At 72.8% G+C, this 14,246-nt stretch carries 14 protein-coding genes; 11 read left to right on the top strand and 3 right to left on the bottom strand.

Features of this window, described 5'->3' with window-relative positions:
• Positions 1 to 13: 13 nt before the first annotated feature.
• Positions 14 to 715 carry a sigma factor gene (locus tag ACZ7LV_RS35320; protein WP_471945444.1) on the top strand — a complete coding sequence of 234 codons (702 nt, stop codon included), beginning with the start codon at positions 14 to 16 and terminating at the stop codon, positions 713 to 715.
• 82 nt (positions 716 to 797) lie between these two features.
• Here ACZ7LV_RS35320 and ACZ7LV_RS35325 read toward each other — a convergent pair whose 3' ends face one another.
• Complete coding sequence (locus tag ACZ7LV_RS35325; protein ID WP_471945445.1) at positions 798 to 1,973, bottom strand: low temperature requirement protein A; 1,176 nt, start codon at positions 1,971 to 1,973, stop codon at positions 798 to 800.
• 301 nt (positions 1,974 to 2,274) lie between these two features.
• On the opposite strand from ACZ7LV_RS35325, the gene ACZ7LV_RS35330 reads away from it, so the two are divergent.
• From ACZ7LV_RS35330 to ACZ7LV_RS35345, 4 genes are read left to right on the top strand one after another with little or no spacing between them, the layout of a single operon-like run.
• The gene (locus tag ACZ7LV_RS35330; protein WP_471945446.1) at positions 2,275 to 3,213 is read left to right on the top strand and encodes a patatin-like phospholipase family protein; all 939 of its coding nucleotides are present in this window, start codon (positions 2,275 to 2,277) and stop codon (positions 3,211 to 3,213) included.
• Positions 3,210 to 4,430: a macrolide family glycosyltransferase gene (locus ACZ7LV_RS35335; protein WP_471945447.1), complete on the top strand. Its 1,221-nt coding sequence runs from the start codon at positions 3,210 to 3,212 to the stop codon at positions 4,428 to 4,430. The genes ACZ7LV_RS35330 and ACZ7LV_RS35335 overlap by 4 nt, the downstream gene beginning before the upstream one ends.
• Positions 4,431 to 4,432: 2 nt before the next feature.
• Positions 4,433 to 4,921: a hypothetical protein gene (locus ACZ7LV_RS35340; protein WP_471945448.1), complete on the top strand. Its 489-nt coding sequence runs from the start codon at positions 4,433 to 4,435 to the stop codon at positions 4,919 to 4,921.
• Entirely contained in the window at positions 4,918 to 5,850 is a 933-nt protein-coding gene (locus tag ACZ7LV_RS35345) for a hypothetical protein (protein ID WP_471945449.1), read from the top strand. Before ACZ7LV_RS35340 ends, ACZ7LV_RS35345 begins: the two co-directional genes overlap by 4 nt.
• A gap of 157 nt (positions 5,851 to 6,007) precedes the next feature.
• Here the strand turns inward: ACZ7LV_RS35345 and ACZ7LV_RS35350 are convergent, their stop codons facing one another.
• Positions 6,008 to 6,754, bottom strand: coding sequence for an SDR family oxidoreductase (locus tag ACZ7LV_RS35350; protein ID WP_471945450.1), 747 nt, complete (start codon positions 6,752 to 6,754; stop codon positions 6,008 to 6,010).
• Positions 6,755 to 7,133: 379 nt separating this feature from the next.
• Between ACZ7LV_RS35350 and ACZ7LV_RS35355 the strand changes: the two genes are divergently transcribed.
• Entirely contained in the window at positions 7,134 to 7,325 is a 192-nt protein-coding gene (locus tag ACZ7LV_RS35355; RefSeq protein ID WP_471945451.1) for a hypothetical protein, read from the top strand.
• A gap of 112 nt (positions 7,326 to 7,437) precedes the next feature.
• Here the strand turns inward: ACZ7LV_RS35355 and ACZ7LV_RS35360 are convergent, their stop codons facing one another.
• The gene (locus tag ACZ7LV_RS35360; protein ID WP_471945452.1) at positions 7,438 to 7,845 is read right to left on the bottom strand and encodes a CoA-binding protein; all 408 of its coding nucleotides are present in this window, start codon (positions 7,843 to 7,845) and stop codon (positions 7,438 to 7,440) included.
• A gap of 174 nt (positions 7,846 to 8,019) precedes the next feature.
• Here ACZ7LV_RS35360 and ACZ7LV_RS35365 point away from each other — a divergent pair, with 174 nt between their 5' ends.
• The 5 genes from ACZ7LV_RS35365 to ACZ7LV_RS35385 all read left to right on the top strand — a co-directional run bounded on the left by ACZ7LV_RS35365 (position 8,020) and on the right by ACZ7LV_RS35385 (position 14,241).
• Positions 8,020 to 8,742, top strand: a complete 723-nt coding sequence (locus tag ACZ7LV_RS35365) for a hypothetical protein (RefSeq protein WP_471945453.1) — start codon at positions 8,020 to 8,022, stop codon at positions 8,740 to 8,742.
• Positions 8,739 to 9,278 carry a SixA phosphatase family protein gene (locus ACZ7LV_RS35370; RefSeq protein WP_471945454.1) on the top strand — a complete coding sequence of 180 codons (540 nt, stop codon included), beginning with the start codon at positions 8,739 to 8,741 and terminating at the stop codon, positions 9,276 to 9,278. The genes ACZ7LV_RS35365 and ACZ7LV_RS35370 overlap by 4 nt, the downstream gene beginning before the upstream one ends.
• Before the next feature lie 63 nt (positions 9,279 to 9,341).
• Positions 9,342 to 9,968 (top strand): YigZ family protein, encoded by a 627-nt coding sequence (locus ACZ7LV_RS35375; protein WP_471945455.1) that lies wholly within the window; start codon positions 9,342 to 9,344, stop codon positions 9,966 to 9,968.
• Between the two features lie 125 nt (positions 9,969 to 10,093).
• Complete coding sequence (locus ACZ7LV_RS35380; protein WP_471945456.1) at positions 10,094 to 11,257, top strand: exonuclease SbcCD subunit D; 1,164 nt, start codon at positions 10,094 to 10,096, stop codon at positions 11,255 to 11,257.
• Positions 11,254 to 14,241 carry an AAA family ATPase gene (locus tag ACZ7LV_RS35385; protein WP_471945457.1) on the top strand — a complete coding sequence of 996 codons (2,988 nt, stop codon included), beginning with the start codon at positions 11,254 to 11,256 and terminating at the stop codon, positions 14,239 to 14,241. The genes ACZ7LV_RS35380 and ACZ7LV_RS35385 overlap by 4 nt, the downstream gene beginning before the upstream one ends.
• Positions 14,242 to 14,246: the final 5 nt, after the last annotated feature.

The raw sequence follows: 14,246 nt of genomic DNA on the forward strand, positions 1-14,246 counted from the left end.
TGAGGAGCTCGCCATGCCCGCGCCCAGCCCGGGAGTGACGCCGCCCACCCAACATCAGGTCGGAGGACCGGCCGAGTGCGGCATGGGCATCGCCCTCGACACCTTCCTGGCCCAGCGCACACGGCTCTTCCGTATCGCGTACCGCATTCTGGGCGACGGCACGGGAGCGGAGGACGTGGTCCAGGAGGTCTGGCTGCGCTGGCAGCTCACCCAGCGCGCGAAGATCGACAATCCGACCGCGTTCCTGGTGGCGGCCACGACCCGGCTCGCCATCAACGTCGTCCGGTCCGCGCGGCACCGTCACGAGGAGTTGGTCGAGCCGCAGTGGGCGGACCTGGGTGACCGGTCCGCGCCGGATCCGGGAGCGAGCGCCGAGCAGGCCCTGGCCGTGGAGGCCGCGCTGGCCCTCCTCACGGCGCGGCTCACGCCGGATCGGCTGGCCGCCTACGTGCTGCGCAAAGGCTTCGGCTACCCCTATGCCGACATCGCCGCGCTGCTGCGCATCAGTGATTCCCACGCGCGGGTCGTCGTCCACCGGGCGCAGGCTCGTCTGGCGTCCGGCCGTGAGCGACGGGTCCCCGCCGCGCCGCCCCGTCGCCTGGCCGCCGCGTTCCGGGTCGCGGCCGACACCGGGGATTTTGACGGCCTCATGCGGGTTCTGGTCCCCGAAGACCAGGTCTGCCTCGTGCCGTCGTTGCTCGGGCCGGGCTCCTGACCTGCTTCCCGGCGGCGAGCGGTGGGCATGCGACGCGTCGCGGCCGTGGGCCGGACATGTTCCGGCTGCGACCGCCCGGGGGTCAGGGCGGAGGTTCCTCGCCTCGGGCGATCACCGAAGACGCAGCGATCAGCAGCGACGCGATGATGCCGGTGTTCAGTACCGCGTGCGTGGTGAACGTGGCGCCGAGGATGGCAAGAGCTGCCAGAGGCGGAAGGGCGGCCGCCGTGGCGGATGCCTGAGCAGCCTTGCGGTGCAGCAGCCACACGCAGATGACGAACAGGGCGACCGGCACCGTGTACATGGCTGCGGCTTGGACGTCGGTGAGAGCACGTTCACCGGTGACCTGGGCGACGTTGACGGTGAGTGCCACCCCCACGGCAGCCGCAGCGGCGAACACGGCGAAATGTCCGTAGCCCCACAGCATCGCCGTCTTCTGCGTCCTGAGGCGGCGCGGTGCGTCCTGGGCGAAGTACAGCCACCACAGCGCGAAGACGGTCAGCACCCCGCCCAGCGCCAGGAGCAGGACGGAGTCCAGGTCCTTGCCCGAGTCGAGGGCGGTGCCGACGGCGAGGCCGGCGGCCATGACGGACTCGCCGAGGACGATCAGGGTGAACAAGCCGTATCGCTCGGCGATGTGATGGGGGTGCCACGTGGTGCCCTCGGCACGTTCGGCCCATATCGGCACCGCGAGTTCGCAGCCGGCGAGGACCACGAACGAGGTGAACTCGCCGTCGAGCGGTGGGGCCAGCCGAGCCAGCCAGCCGATCTGCAGGACGAGGATGCCCACGGCGTACCGCAGTGCGGAGCGGCGGCGGTCCTTGTCCGTGTACGCGGCGCGCAGCCACTGGCCGACCATGGACAACCGCATGACGACGTAACCCGCCGTCATGATGGCGAAGTCCCCGTGCGCCAGGGCCTCGTCGACTCCTGCTGCCATGATCAGGACGCCGATGATCTGGACCAGGGTCAGCAGACGGTAGAGGACGTCGTTCGTGTCGTAGGCGGAGGCGAACCAGGTGAAGTTCATCCAGGCCCACCAGATCGTGAAGAACACGAGTGCGTAGCCGAGCAGACCATGTCCGGTGCGGCCCGCGGCGATCTCGTGCTCGAACGCCGACGAGGCCTGGGCGACGGCGGTCACGAAACAGAGATCGAAGAACAACTCCAGCGCGCTCGCCGAACGGTGCTCCTCATCAGCGGGGCGCGCGACCATCGGCCGGTACCAGGCGCTGAAATCGTACGGTGACTGAGGCATGGCGTCCTGATCTCTCGACCCGTCGGTGTCGGAGCCGGCGTCGCGGGAAGCGCGTCCGACGCTGTGTAGGACCGGGTCGGCCGGCGATGTGTGACAGCGTCGTGCCGACCCGGTGCGGAGCGCAGGACCCGGTTCGCTGCCGCGCGGTCAACTTCCGTGCCGGCGCGCGGGATTCCTGGGCGGACCGGTCGACGGGCCGGCCCTCGGCAGGTCGGTGACCCACGCGCGTCACACCTTCGGCGGACGCCCGGTCCTTGGGGTGAGAGCAGGCGTGAACTCTGCCGACCTGAGGAGCGCAGTGATGACCCCGCCCATACGTGGAAATCCGGACCCTGTCGGCCCGTGGGGGCTGCCACGTCCCGTGGCCGTGGTGGTGGGCGCCGGTGGTGTGCTCGGCGCGGCGCATGTGGGCATGGGATACGCGCTGGAGCGGCGCGGATTCGTGCCGGACATGATCATCGGGACGTCCGTCGGGGCCCTCAACGGGGCCATCGCGGCCGCCCACCCCGAGAGTGCCGCACCGTGGTTGGACCACGTCTGGAGCGGGCTTCGCCGTCGCGAGGTGTATCCGCTCGGCCATCTCCCCTCGCGTGCCAGCCTCTTCACCGACCGTGGCCTTCGGCGCCTGATCGCCCGGGCCGGACTCCCGCCGCGGATCGAGCAGTTGGCGATCCCCTTCACCGCGGTGGCCATGGACCTCGCCACAGGAGCTCCTGTGCTCCTCGACTCGGGGGACCTCCAGTCGGCGCTCCTCGCCAGTGCGGCGATCCCAGGAGTGCTGCCCCCGGTCGACAGGGACGGCCGGACGCTGGTCGACGGGGGAGTGGTCGCCTACGTCCCGGTGCTGGCCGCCCTGCAGGCAGGGGCCGCCAGTGTCGTGGTGGCCGCGACGGGGCCCGAGAGCTCACCGCTGCGTCCCCTCGACCCGCTCCGGCGTGCCGGCGCCGTCGCAGCCCGCGCCGGACTGCTGCTCCTGCACCACCAGATCGAACGCGACCTGCACGAGGTCGCCCGGCACATCCCGACCGTCGTGCTCCCGACCGGCATCGACACCTGGCCCGCGCCGTGGGACTTCGGTCATTCCCGGCGGCTGATCAGCACCGCGTCCCGCTCGGCAGGGGATTTCCTCGACGGACTGCACATCAGCGGCGCGGGCCTGTACCGCGTCGACGACCCGTCCGCGAGATCCACCGGCTCGTGCGGCCCAGCTCCTTCTTCGACAGTGGAGGCAGGCTCGTGAGTACCATCGCGTTCCTCAACATCGGCATGCACGGACACATCAACCCGACCTTGCCGGTCGCGGCCGAACTCGTCCGCCGCGGCCACGCCGTGACCTACTTCACCGACCGCGCGTTCCGTGACGAGATCGCGGGCACCGGTGCGAAGGTGCACGTCGACGCCGGAGGCGACCAGCCCTTCCCGGCCGAGCCGACGCCCTTCGCCTGGACGGAGGCACTGGCGAGCAAGACCCTGAGCCGGATGCCCGCCCTGCTCACCGAGCTCCGGCGCGACAGGCCCGACCTGATCGTCCACGACAGCGCCTGTCCCTGGGGGGCGGTCGCCGCGCGTGAACTCGGCATCCGGGCCGCCTCGTCGTTCACCACGTTCGCGTTCAACAGTCATGTGCCGAGCCCCACCCGGGGCTCCTGGGAGCTCTTGGCCGAGGTCAGGTCCCGGCCGCGCACGGTCCGGGCCTATCTGGGATCGCGGCGGCAACTGCGTCGGCACTTCGACACCTCAGGGCTGCCCCTGCTCGACCTGGCGAACATTCGTCAGCCGCTCAACCTTGTGTACACCTCGCGGGAGTTCCAGCCTGCCGCCGACGAGTTCGACGAGTCGTACAGCTTTGTCGGCCCCAGCATCGGCGCGCGTCGCGTCGACCCCTCCTTTCCGCTCGATCGGCTCCGGGGCCCGGTGTCGTACGCGTCGCTGGGCACGGTGTTCAACGGTCCGCGGCTGCTGCGCAGTTTCGCCACCGGGCTCGCCTCACTGGGCGGCACCGTGGTCGTGTCGACGGGGCAGACCGACCCGGACGCGCTGGGCCCCCTTCCCGCGAACGTGCTCGCGTGCCGCTTCGTGCCTCAACCCGAGGTGCTGTCCCGAGCGGCGCTGTTCGTCACCCACGGCGGGATGAACAGCGTCAACGAAGCCCTATATGCCGGAGTCCCCCTGCTGTTGGTCCCCCAGGGTGCCGACCAGCCGATGGTGGCCCGTCGCGTCGTCGAACTCGGTGCCGGCCTGTCGATGCGTACGCCGGACGTCACCCCGAGCTCGGTGGGCGCCATGGCCCGACGACTGCTGCGCGAACCGGGATTCAAGAAGGCGGCGACGATCCTGAAGGCCGCTCAGCGCAAGGCCGGTGGATATCAGCGGGCCGCCGACGCACTGGAACGGCACATGGACGTCGCCGGTCCGTACCGCCACCCGGTTCACGTCGATCCGTCGCGGCGAGGCTGACCGTGTCGGGTGTCGTCGTCGTTCTTCTGCTGCTCGCGGGGCTGTCCGAGGCCGTCGGGCGCATCCTGCCCCTGCTGGCGCGCAGGCCCGGCATGCCGCGAAGCCTCGTGGCCGGGTCGCTCCTGGCCGCGGGCCTCGTCGAGGGCGCCGTGTTCGCGCTGTGGCCACTGACAGCGTGGAACCTCGCGGAGCTGGTGGTGTCGTCCGCGCTGCCCGGCGGGGGCCTGGAGTGGACCCCAGGCCTGATGGCGCCGCTGCTGCTGTCCGCCGTCCTCGCGTTCCCGATGCTCGGCCCTCTGCTGCATCTGCTGCTCTTCGTGGCGGTGGGGGCCGCTCTCACCGATCCTCTGGCCTCGGCGGCCGGGATCGGCTGGTGGAGTGCCGCCGGGTGCGTGGCACTCGCCGGGTTCGGGCTAGGTGCCGCCGTGGAGACCGTTCGGCGTCTGGTCGTGAAGATCAGCACGCCCCGTGCACTGGAGCAGGTCGCATGAACACGCTGCTGATCTGGGTGATCGCCGTCGGGCCTGTCCTGCTCGCCGAGGCCCTGCTGTCGAGTCACGAGGTGATGGTCTACGGCGCCGGCCTGCGCAGGCCGCTGTCCCAGCTCCCGGCGGGCGTTCCCTACGCCCGGGGCGCGGATCCCGACCTGCCGCCGGACGCCTACCTGGTGTACCTGGACGGCATCGGGAAGCGGCGCGTGCGCGACACCCGGGACGGCGGCCAGCTGGTACGTGCCGTGCTCGCCGCAGCCCCCCGACTGCGGGTACTGGGCCAGGTGCAGCCCTACTCTCCGCTGGCCGACCCGCTGGCCGACCGGCCGGTGTGGGCGTGGCTGCGCCGGCACATCGGCCTGCTGCTGTTCCTGCACAACGTGATGCAGGTCTTCGTCGCCGCCGATCACCGGTACCGCCCCCTGTACAACAGGGCTGTCGGCCACCAGATCGCCACGCAGCTGCGACTCGCCGGGTACGGGATCGGCAGCGGTGTTCCCGTGGTGCTGCTCAGTTACAGCGGCGGAGCCCAGGTCGCCACGGGCGCGGTGGAGGAGCTGCACGCCCAGGTACGTGGCCCGGTCGTGGTCATCACCCTCGGTGGGTTCCACAACGGTGCCAACGACCTCACGCACGCTGAGCATGTGCATCAACTCACCAGCGCGAGTGACCGGATCGAGCGCCTCGGCAGGTGGATCTTCCCGCAGCGCTGGCGCCTGTTCCGCAGCAGCGGATGGAACCGCGCCCGGCGGGCCGGGAAGCTCACCGTGCACCGTCTTGATCCTGCCACGCACCTGGGGCCGCACAGCTACATCAGCCCCGAGGGCATGCTGCCCGATGGCCGCAGCTTCCTCGACCGCACCACCGCCCTCGTGATCGCGCTGGTCTGCGAACACGCGGCCGTGATGAAGGACGAACCGCTTCCCTGAGGCCGGCGCATATCCGGGGGACCGGATGGGACGGAGCCGCCGAGTTCGAGCATTCCCTCGAACTCGGCGAGCATTCCTGAAGCATGGCGAACGTCCCTCCGGAGAAGACCCCAAAGAAAAAGGTCCCCTGCCCGAGAGCAGGGGACCTTTCGCTGTCCTACTTCTGCTGCGCAAGCCAGTCGGTGAACCTGGTGGATGCGATCTGCGCGTCCGGACCCGGGAGGAGCGTGTTCGTCTCCAGTTCGGCACCGGAGTACGGCGCGTGCGGGTCCGTGACGACCGTGCGGGGGTCGTTCTTGGCGGCGAGCCCCCGCCGGATGAGCTCGTCGAGCTGGAAGGTGTCGGGCCCCGCGACCTCCACCATGGCGTTGAGGGGAGTGCCGACCGAGGTGCGGCAGACTGCCGTGGCCACGTCGTCCGACCAGATGGGGCGGATCTTCGCCGGGGACAGACGTACGGTGTCGCCCTCGGTCGACATGTCCGCGATCCCCTTCATGAACTCGAAGAACTGGGTGGCGTGGACGATGGAGTACGGGATGCCGCTGTCCTCGATCAGCTCCTCCTGGGCCTGCTTGGCCCGGAAGTAGCCGCTCGCCTGAAGGCGGTCCGTGCCGACCACGGACAGCGCGACGTGATGGGTGACGCCGGCCTCGGCCTCGGCCTTGAGGAGGTTGCTCGTGGAGACGCGGAAGAAGTTCATGGCCGCGCTGTCCTCGAACGACGGCGAGTTGGAGACGTCGATCACGACCGAAGCGCCCTTCAGTACCTCGGCCAGTCCTTCGCCGGTCAGGGTGTTGACCCCTGTGTTGGGCGCGGCCGCGACCGCCTCGTGCCCGTGCGCGGTCAGCTTCTCCACCACCTTCGAGCCGATGAGTCCGGTGCCACCGATCACTACGACCTTCATCGTGCATTCCTCTCGGAGATTTTCGCGGTGTCATGATGGGGACAAGGAAGCGGCCCTGTTCGTGACATGTGACATGAACGAGGGGGCGAATCTCCCTCTGGGGCAATGCGGTGAATCCGGAAGTCGGCGGTTCGCCGATTCCTCGTGCGGCACTGGGCGGGAGGGAGCTCGACCAGGTCGCGATTCCATCAAGCCCATGAACGTGACCCGACCGGTTCCGGCGCCGATGCCGAGCACGCCCGGGCCGGCGTAGCCCGTGTCACAGAAGTCCCGGGTGTCCGGTCATCACCTTTGAACGTGCGGGAAGCCCGGGAAGGCGCGGCGATCGCCGCCGAGTGATGTGGGGACAGAAGTGTTCGAGCACCGGACAGAGGCGGAGATGCGGCTGTACTCCGCGAGGATGGCCAAGGAACTCGCCCAGAGGAAGCGGCAGCAGGAGCACGGCGACGGCAGCGACGCCGCTCAGGAGGCGGAGGCAGCGCATGGCGACCTCCCGGAGGACGGGGACAGCGCCGAGAACGAGGAGGTCCTCGGCGGTGACTCCGTGGCCGGGGAGGCGCGTGGGCAGTGAATCCGGTGGACGTCGGCCGACCGTCGGTGCGGGGCCGGCCGGGCCCGGGACCTCGGGGCCGCCGCGAGCGCCTCAGACGCGGCGGCGCCCGAAGGAAGACGCCACGACGGCTTCAGCGCAGCGCGCTGATCTCGATCGCCGGGCAGCGGTCCATCACCATGTCGAGCCCCGCGGCACGGGTGCGGTCGTAGGCCGCCTCGTCGACGACACCGAGCTGGAACCAGACCGCCTTCGCTCCCTTGGCGACCGCCTCGTCGGCGACGGCGCCCGCCAGGTCGGCGTTGAGGAACACGTCGACCACGTCCACGTCGAAGGGGATGTCGGCGAGGGAGGCGTAGCCCTGCTCGCCGTGCACCGTCTCCGCCTTGGGGTGCACCGGCACGATCCGCTTGCCGAACCGCTGGAGCACCTCGGCCACGCCGTACGCCGGCCGGGACCGGTTCGACGACAGGCCCACCACCGCCCAGGTGTCGCCGAGCTCGGTGAGAATCCTGCGGACCGTCGCGTCGTCGCCGTACACCAGGGGCCTCCTTCGGCCAGGTCGCCTCGTCGTCACGTACTGCAACGGACGAGCCCGCGCCAGGATTCCCGGGCACGGACGGCCGTCGTACTTCCCGTCTCCCGCAGGCGGCCTGCCGATGCGGCCGGAACGCGCGTCGTGCGAACGACCGTCGGCGCGCCTAGGCTCTCTGGCGTGCTGCGCCTCATCGACGCCAGGACCGGACAACCCGTCGACGCCTCCCTGACCCGGCGGGGGCTGACGTGTGTCGAGGCCCACGCCCCCGCCCTCGATCCCACCGCCCTGCGTGTCCTGGTCGTCGCGGACGTGCTGGTCCGCGCCCTGGAGCTGGGCGGCACGCCGGTCTGGGGGCTGCTGTCCGGGGAGCGCGACCTCGCGGAACTCAGGGCGGCCGGCGCCGACCTCGGGGTCCGTCCGTTCGAGGACCGCCACGACGCCGGGGCGGGGCTCGGGGAGCGGCAGGTCATCCATGTGGTGGGGGAGGGCGGGGTGCGCCCGGACGGGGTGTGCGTCGCGGTGGCGCCCGTTCGCGACGCCGCGGGAACGCCGCCCTGGGACGATCCCACGGCGCTGCGTCTGGCGCTGCTCTCCCGGCGCCGCGGCGATCCCGCGCGCGTGGACACCCGGGCCCTCGACGAGGCACGCGACACGCTCGCCCGCTGGCGCCGGGCCGTCGCCGACTGGGCGCGGCGCCCGTCGCGGCCGGTCCCCGAGGAGGTACGCGGACGGCTCCGTGCCGCCTGGGAGGACGACCTGGACGTGCCCTCGGTGCTCCGCGTCCTGCGGGACGTGCGGAGCGACCCCGACCTGCCGGACGGCGCACGCTTCGAGACGTACGCCTACGCCGACCGGCTGCTCGGGCTGGAACTGACCCGTGACCTGGGAGCGCCCGCATGATCCCGCGCGCGGGAGGCGGCCCGCTGCGCCGACTGGTCGTGCTGCGGCACGCCAAGTCCGCCCGGCCGCCGGACGTCGCCGACCACGAGCGGCCGCTCGCGCCCCGGGGGCGCCGGGACGCGCCCGCCGCCGGTCGCGTGCTCGCCGAGAGCGACTGCCTGCCCGACCTCGCCCTGTGCTCCACCGCCGTGCGCGCCCGTCAGACCTGGCAGCTGGCGTCGGCCCAGTGGGCCACCCCCGCGCCGGTGCGCTACGACCACGCGCTCTACGGCGCCGAGGTGCCCGAGCTGCTCGCCGCGGTGCACGCGGTCTCCCCGGAGGTGGAGACGCTGCTCCTCGTCGGACACAACCCCGGCCTGGAGGAGCTGGTCCTCGCGCTCGCCGGGGACGCCGTCGGTGACACGCTGGACCGGGTACGGGTGAAGTTCCCCACCTCGGCGGTCGCCGTGCTGGCCGCGCACGGCAGCGGCTGGGACGCCCTGCGGCCCGGGGCGGCGCTGCTGACGGAGATGCTGGTGCCGCGGGGAAGGAAGTAGCAGGCGCCGGAGCGCGCCTCGCCCGTGGCGGAGGCGCGCGCGTGCAGCGCATAGGCTGGCCGGATGCAGGACGAGTACCGCACGGTCGCCCGCACGGGCGTGCACGAGACCGAGGTCAACCGCTCGCGCTTCCTGTGCGCCCTCGCCCCGGCCGCCACCGAGCAGGAGGCGCAGGACTTCGTCGCCGCCGTGCGCAAGGAGCACGCCGACGCCACGCACAACTGCTGGGCCTACGTCATCGGCGCCGACGCCGCGATCCAGAAGGCGAGCGACGACGGCGAACCGGGCGGCACCGCCGGTGTCCCCATGCTCCAGATGCTGCTGCGCCGCGACATGCGGTACGTCGTCGCCGTCGTCACCCGCTACTACGGCGGGGTCAAGCTCGGCGCGGGCGGCCTCATCCGCGCGTACGGAGGCGCGGTCGGCGAGGCCCTCGACGACCTCGGCACCCTCACCAGACGCCGCTTCCGGCTGGTCACGGTGACCGTCGACCACCAGCGCGCGGGCAAGCTCCAGAACGACCTGCGCGCCACCGGACGCGATGTGCGGGACGTGCGCTACGGGGAGGCGGTCACGATCGAGGTCGGGCTTCCCGACGCCGACGTGGACGCCTTCCGGTCCTGGCTCGCGGACGCGACCGCGGGGACCGCGGACTGCACGCTGGGCGGAGAGGCGTACGGCGACGCCTAGTTCACACGCTTTCCGTAGTAAACGCGGGTCAAATGCCCGTAACGGACAGGGGTGGAGCCGGTCATGACGGGCGATACAGGAGTAACCGCCCGTGCTGTCGGACCCGGCCGTTAGTCTCGGGGATCATGAGACTGCTGCACACTTCCGACTGGCATCTCGGGCGGTCGTTCCACCGGGTGAGCATGCTCGGCGCCCAGGCCGAGTTCATCGACCACCTCGTCGCGACCGTGCGCGAGCACGCCGTCGACGCCGTGGTCGTGTCGGGAGACGTGTACGACCGGGCGGTGCCGCCGCTGGCCGCGGTCGAGCTGTTCGACGACGCCCTGCACCGGCTCGCCGGCCTCGGGGTGCCGACGGTGATGATCTCGGGCAACCACGACTCCGCCCGCCGTCTCGGGGTGGGCGCCGGACTGATCGGACGCGCGGGCGTCCATCTGCGTACCGACCCGGCGGCCTCCGGCACCCCGGTGGTGCTGCGGGACGCGTTCGGCGACGTGGCCTTCTACGGGCTGCCGTATCTCGAACCCGCCCTGGTGAAGGACGAGTTCGCGGTGGAGAAGGCCGGCCACGAGACGGTGCTCGCCGCCGCGATGGACCGGGTCCGTGCCGACCTCGCCGCACGCGCGCCCGGCACCCGGTCCGTCGTCCTCGCGCACGCCTTCGTCACCGGCGGGGAGGCCAGCGACAGCGAGCGGGACATCACCGTCGGCGGGGTGGCCGCCGTGCCCTGCGGTGTCTTCGACGGCGTGGACTACGTCGCGCTGGGGCATCTGCACGGCTGCCAGACCATCACCGCGCGCGTGCGGTACTCCGGTTCCCCGCTGGCCTACTCCTTCTCGGAGGCCGGGCACCGCAAGAGCATGTGGCTCGTCGACCTCGACGCGACGGGCGCCGTCACCGCGGAGCGCGTCGACTGCCCGGTGCCACGGCCGCTCGCCCGGATCGCCGGCCGCCTGGAGGAACTGCTCGCCGACCCGGCGCTCGCCCGGCACGAGCAGGCCTGGGTCGAGGCGACGCTCACCGACCCGGTCCGGCCGTCCGACCCCATGGCCCGCCTCACCGAGCGCTTCCCGCACACCCTCGGCCTGGTCTTCGCCCCCGAGCGGGCCCCCGACGAGCCCGCGACGTCGTACGCCGGGCGCCTCGCGGACCGCAGCGACCAGCAGATCGCCGAGGACTTCGTGGCGCATGTGCGCGGCGCGGGACCCGACGGGCACGAACAGGCCGTGCTGCGGGACGCGTTCGACGCCGTCCGTGCCGACCTGACTTTGCGGGAGGTGGCCCGGTGAGGCTGCACCGTCTCGACATCACCGCCTTCGGCCCCTTCGGCGGGACGCAGCGCGTCGACTTCGACGCGCTGTCCGCCGCGGGCCTGTTCCTGCTGCACGGGCCGACCGGGGCGGGCAAGACCTCCGTCCTGGACGCCGTCTGCTACGCCCTGTACGGCTCGGTGCCGGGCGCCCGGCAGAGCGGTCAGGGCACCGCCCTGCGCAGCGATCACGCGGAGCCCGGCACACGCACGTCGGTGACGCTCGAACTGACCGTCGCCGGACGCCGCCTGGAGATCACCCGGCAGCCTCCCTGGGAGCGTCCCAAGAAGCGCGGCGCGGGCACCACGCTCGACAAGGCCCAGACATGGCTGCGCGAGCACGGGGCCGGCTCCTGGAAGGACCTCAGCCGCTCCCACCAGGAGATCGGCGAGGAGATCACTCAGCTCCTGGGGATGAGCCGGGAGCAGTTCTGCCAGGTGGTCCTGCTGCCGCAGGGCGACTTCGCGCGGTTCCTGCGCGCCGACGCCGAGGCCCGCGGGCGCCTGCTGGGCCGCCTCTTCGACACCCACCGCTTCGCCGAGGTCGAGAAGCGGCTCGCCGAACGCCGGCGGGCGGCCGAGGCGCAGGTGCGCGAGGGCGACGCCGCACTGCTCGCCGACGCCCACCGCATGCAGCAGGCGGCGGACGGCGCCATGGAACTTCCCGAGCTGGCACCCGGCGACCCGGGCCTGGCCGAGGCTGTGCTGACGGCTGCCGCGGTGGCCCGGAGCACCGCCAGGGAACGGCTGACGGCCGCCCGGTGCCGTCTAGTCGCGGCCGAGTCCGCTCGGGCCACTACCGCCGGCGCCCTGGACGACGTACGCGAAGTGGCGCGTCTGCAGCGGAGGTTCGCGGACGCCCGGGAGCGGGCCCGGCTGCTGGCCGAACGGGACGAGGCGCACCGGACCGACCAGCGGCGCATGGAGCGTGGCCGCAAGGCGGAAGCGGTCGCGCCCGCGCTCGAACTGCGGGAGTCGGCCGAGGTCGAGCACCGCGCCGCCGCCGCGGCCGAGTCCCGCGCGCGTGCCGCGCTGCCGGAGGGATTCGCGGACGAGGGCGCCACCGGGCTCGCCGCCGCCGCGCGCCGCACCGCCGAGGAACTGGGCGGGCTCGACTCCGCCCGCCGGGCGGAGCGGCGGCTGGCCGACGTCCGCGCGGAGCGCACCGAGCTCGACCGGGAGGAGCGCGCCGACGCGGACCTGCTGCACGAGGCCGAGACCTGGCTCGCCGGATGGGAGGCGACCCGGGCGGACCACCAGGGCCGTGTCGACGCCGCCCAGGAGGCGGCCTCCCGGGCCGAGCAACTCGCCGTGCGCCGCGAACCGGTGCAGAGGCGGCTGGGTGCCGCACGGATGCGTGACCAGCTCGCCTCCGACACCGAGCGGGCCCAGGAACAGGCCCTCGCCTCGGGGCGACGCGCCCTCACGGCACGTACCCATTGGCTCGACCTCAAGGAGCAGCGCCTGAGCGGCATCGCCGCCGAACTGGCCGCGGGCCTGAGGGAAGGCGAGGCCTGCGCCGTCTGCGGAGCCACCGAACACCCCGCCCCGGCACGGAAGGTGGCCGGGCACGTCGACCGGGCGGCGGAGGAGCGGGCACTCGCCGCCTCCCGGCGGGCGGAGGAGGTGCACGCCGAGGACGAACGGCGGCTGGGCGTCGCCCGCGAGGCCCTCGCCGCCGCGACCGCCGAGGCGGGCGACACTCCGACCGACCGGCTCGCCGAAGAGGCCGAGACGCTGGAACGGCAGCACACGCAGGCCCGGCGCGAGGCGTCCGCGCTGCACGCCGAGCGCGAGGAACTGCGCCGCGCCGAGCAGGAGCACGAGCGCAGGACAGCCGCGCGCCGGGAGGCCGAGCTGAGGACGGCGTCCCGGCTGGCGCGCCGCGACGCCCTCGACCGCGAACGGGTCTCGCTGGAAGGGGAACTGGCGCAGGCGCGGGGCTCGGCGGGCAGCGTCGCCGCACGCGCGGCCGAACTGGAGGGCCTGACCGCGCGGCTCACCGCGGCCGCCGAGGCCGTACGGCACGCCGAGGACGCCGCCCGGCGTCTCAAGGACAGCGACGCCCGGCTCGCCGACGCCGCCTACCGCGCCGGGTTCGACACCCCGCGGGCCGCGTCCGCCGCGCTGCTGGACGCCGACACGCACCGCGAGCTGCAACGGCGGTTCGACGCCCGGCAGGCCGAGGAGGCCGCCGTGCGCGCGGTACTCGCCGAGAGCGACACCGCGCAGGCCGCCCGACGGCCGCCCGCCGACCTCACCGCGGCCGAGGAGGCCGCCGCGGCCGCCGACCGGCGGGTGCGCGACGCGGCCTCCGCCCGCGACGACGCCGAGCGCCGCTGCGCCGCACTCGACCGGCTCTCCGCGCGGGCCGCAGCCGGGGTACGACGGCTCGCGCCCCTGCGTCAGGAGTACGACCGGGTGGCGCGGATCGCCGCTCTCACGGCCGGCACCTCCGCCGAGAACGAACGCCGGATGCGCCTGGAGTCGTACGTGCTCGCGGCCCGCCTGGAACAGGTGGCCGCCGCCGCGACCGCGCGGCTGCAACGGATGTCGTCCGGCCGCTACACCCTCGTCCACTCCGACGACCGCTCCGGACGCGGGCGCAGCGGCCTCGGCCTGCACGTCGTCGACGCATGGACCGGACGGGAGCGGGACACGGCGACACTGTCGGGCGGCGAGACCTTCTTCGCCTCGCTGGCGCTCGCCCTCGGCCTCGCGGACGTCGTCACCGACGAGGCGGGCGGTGTGCGACTGGACACCCTCTTCATCGACGAGGGCTTCGGCAGCCTCGACGACCAGACGCTGGACGAGGTGCTGGATGTGCTCGACTCCCTGCGCGAGCGGGACCGCAGCGTCGGGATCGTGAGCCACGTGGCCGATCTGTGGCGGCGCGTGCACGCGCAGTTGGAGGTCGTCAAGGGGAGGTCGGGGTCGGTGCTCCGGCAGCGGGGCACGGACTGAGCCGG

This window comes from Streptomyces sp. NPDC107562 (genome assembly GCF_055657325.1).

Coding starts and splice junctions, on each gene's coding strand:
- ACZ7LV_RS35355 (WP_471945451.1), top strand. CDS start 7,134: ATGCGGCTGTACTCCGCGAGGATGGCCAAGGAACTCGCCCAGAGGAAG.
- ACZ7LV_RS35330 (WP_471945446.1), top strand. CDS start 2,275: ATGACCCCGCCCATACGTGGAAATCCGGACCCTGTCGGCCCGTGGGGG.
- ACZ7LV_RS35320 (WP_471945444.1), top strand. CDS start 14: ATGCCCGCGCCCAGCCCGGGAGTGACGCCGCCCACCCAACATCAGGTC.
- ACZ7LV_RS35350 (WP_471945450.1), bottom strand. CDS start 6,754: ATGAAGGTCGTAGTGATCGGTGGCACCGGACTCATCGGCTCGAAGGTG.
- ACZ7LV_RS35375 (WP_471945455.1), top strand. CDS start 9,342: ATGCAGGACGAGTACCGCACGGTCGCCCGCACGGGCGTGCACGAGACC.
- ACZ7LV_RS35325 (WP_471945445.1), bottom strand. CDS start 1,973: ATGCCTCAGTCACCGTACGATTTCAGCGCCTGGTACCGGCCGATGGTC.
- ACZ7LV_RS35370 (WP_471945454.1), top strand. CDS start 8,739: ATGATCCCGCGCGCGGGAGGCGGCCCGCTGCGCCGACTGGTCGTGCTG.
- ACZ7LV_RS35380 (WP_471945456.1), top strand. CDS start 10,094: ATGAGACTGCTGCACACTTCCGACTGGCATCTCGGGCGGTCGTTCCAC.
- ACZ7LV_RS35345 (WP_471945449.1), top strand. CDS start 4,918: ATGAACACGCTGCTGATCTGGGTGATCGCCGTCGGGCCTGTCCTGCTC.